Origin of the sequence: Vibrio genomosp. F10 str. 9ZD137 (assembly GCF_049974785.1) — a bacterium.
Lineage (GTDB): Bacteria > Pseudomonadota > Gammaproteobacteria > Enterobacterales > Vibrionaceae > Vibrio.
On sequence record NZ_JBNGCJ010000108.1, the window covers coordinates 1 to 2,472 of the forward strand.

Below are 2,472 nucleotides of genomic sequence, written 5' to 3' on the forward strand. Positions count from 1 at the left end.
GTCAGGTCAGGTCAGGTCAGGTCATTGTAACAACACTAGATATCGATACCCATGCGATTTATTTACATCAAGCCCACCCCGTTAGATTAAAAATAGCGGCTCTTTTTAAAGAAAAACATCCATTCCAGTTATTTTGCAACAATTACCAACCTCACAAATACTTTCAGTTCCTACGTGATATCTGCCGCATACGATGACAGATAATGTCATTTTTGCCGCTCAATACGTGTCTAACTGCTAACTTATTTTTAGGTGAATATTTATCGAATTAGATAGCACCTCGCTCGTAATTAACGTGTAACAAAACAGACAAATACAATAAAGATAAAGGGACATTTATGTTTAGGATGAACAAGCTAGCGGCTACTCTTGCGTGTATTGCGCTAAGTGGGCACTTGTATGCAGCAGAACCATACGATTCCACAAAGTCATATTCTGGCGGTACACAAGTGACGGTAGATGGACAAACGTATGAAGCGAAATGGTGGGTCAACGCAGGGCAAAGCCCAACAGACAACTATGCCAATGAATGGGATTCTCCATGGAAGCAGATTGGTGGCGCTACGCCTACACCGGATCCAGACCCTACTCCTGACCCAGATCCAACACCCGACCCAACGCCAGATCCTACACCTGAGCCTGAACCTACACCTGAGCCTGAGCCTACACCCGATCCAAGCCCAGAACCGAACCCAACACCTGGGGTTGGTGTCTGTGCTGAGTTTAATGTGTACCCGAATTGGACCAAAGGCGATCATGCTTCAGCCGGTGATATCATGGTCAATGAGAACATTGCTTATGAAGCAAACTGGTGGACAACCTCGACACCTGGTAGCGATGGCAGTTGGGCGCTACACGTAAACTGTGACAATACCCCTCCAGGAAGCGCGCCATTACTGTCACTACCTAACCCAATGGATCCGGTAAGACTAGAAGTAAACGGCTGGCCAAATCATTTTGTTGCTGCTAGCCCTGCGACTTTTGGTGCGCCAGAAACGTTGGCGATCAACACTATCAGCAGCCAAGACATTGCTGATACCACGCTGTTAACGAATGCCTTCATTGCGCTCATTAATACCGTAGAACTTGCCGGTGCAACCTCTATCGTACTGAGTGGAGAAGTGCTTGATGCCGCTGCAGCAGACAAAGGACAAGCAATAGGAGCCGTAGCAGTAAAAATGGCATTGAACGCCGCCCTTGATACAACCGGCGGTCAAATTGATATTGCGGATATAAACGCACTGACTGACGATGTTCAAGGTTGGGCCCAAGCTCATCACCTTGTCGTTTCCACTCTTGCCCCGCAAGCTACGTTCGGGTGGTCTTTAAGCATTGGTGACTTTGCTTATAATACGCATTCAGGCAAACGAGCCGTTTGGAATGCAGCCGCATCTTCAACATCTGATCTATTGTCGACCTTTGAGCTTTACAAAACCGCATCAACAACCAAAGCCGACTTTATCGCGTTTCATAAATCGAGCTCATCGCCAGCTTTAACCGATGAGCAATGGCATTACGCATTGGAATACGTGAAACAAGTGAGCGACTATACACAAGCACCGGCTCTACTTTCCTCTATTCCTACAGCCCAAGCAGCTGACTACTTTATGGGCAACACCTCAGGAGAAAGTCATATTCGTAAAGCAGCGAGCAGTAATGTGTTTGCTATTTTATTTGACACGGAAACCGCGGATTTATCCGATAAAATTGCTCGCTACCAACAAGCGACCGTGCCGCTGTATTACGTTGGTGAAAGCGTAACGAATGGCCCGTTAACTCGACTTGCTTCGCTCAATGCTGATTTGGAAGGTGCTGAGTCAGCAATGAATAATCAAGCCTTCCTATTTGAAACGCCACAATCACAGTGGATTCCTTCTACCGTGTATAAATGGGCCGACTTTTTAGCAGGCTTAAACTCAATGCACAATGTCGGTGTCGCTGGTAATACCTTCTGGTTACTCGACGATGCGGCCGATGAAGCAACCAACGCAATTTACGCTAAGGTGGCGATTGCGGCCTTCTTGTCTCAAAGTATGCAAGAAACCATTCGCTATAACGCTTGTGATGAAAATAACTGGTCGGAAGTAAGATACGGCGCGCCTGTAAACTACCCAATGACGGCAAGTTGTGGGCAACTGGATCAAAAATACGCCGATTATGGTATGGATCCCGTCACTGGCGTTGACCATCCGTATTCTTGTCCTCGAGATCCTAAGATGGAAGTCAGCGCTATGACTAACGCCAAATGGTATGGCGCCCCTGCTCCTATCTTTGCTGCGCCAGACTCTGTACTTAAAGAGCAAGGTTTATTGGTTAACGGTAACGTAGGTCGTTGGACTAACGATGGGCACTGTATGGATGTACCGACCGTAATCGACACATCAAAACAAGTGTGGGAACGTGAAGACTGTAAAGTGTATGAAGACCAAAAAGCTGGGAAGTTCATTTGGGATGGGACCGATACTAACGGAA

General features: G+C 46.9%; 2 protein-coding genes. Both read left to right on the forward strand.

Annotated features, from left to right (window positions below; genetic code table 11):
• On the forward strand, nt 1-197 hold a 197-nt coding region (locus tag ACP45E_RS01355), incomplete at its 5' end, for a hypothetical protein (protein ID WP_206743903.1).
• 141 nt (nt 198-338) lie between these two features.
• Nucleotides 339-2,472, forward strand: a 2,134-nt coding sequence (locus tag ACP45E_RS01360; RefSeq protein ID WP_069584617.1) for a cellulose-binding domain-containing protein, incomplete at its 3' end; no start/stop codon positions are given.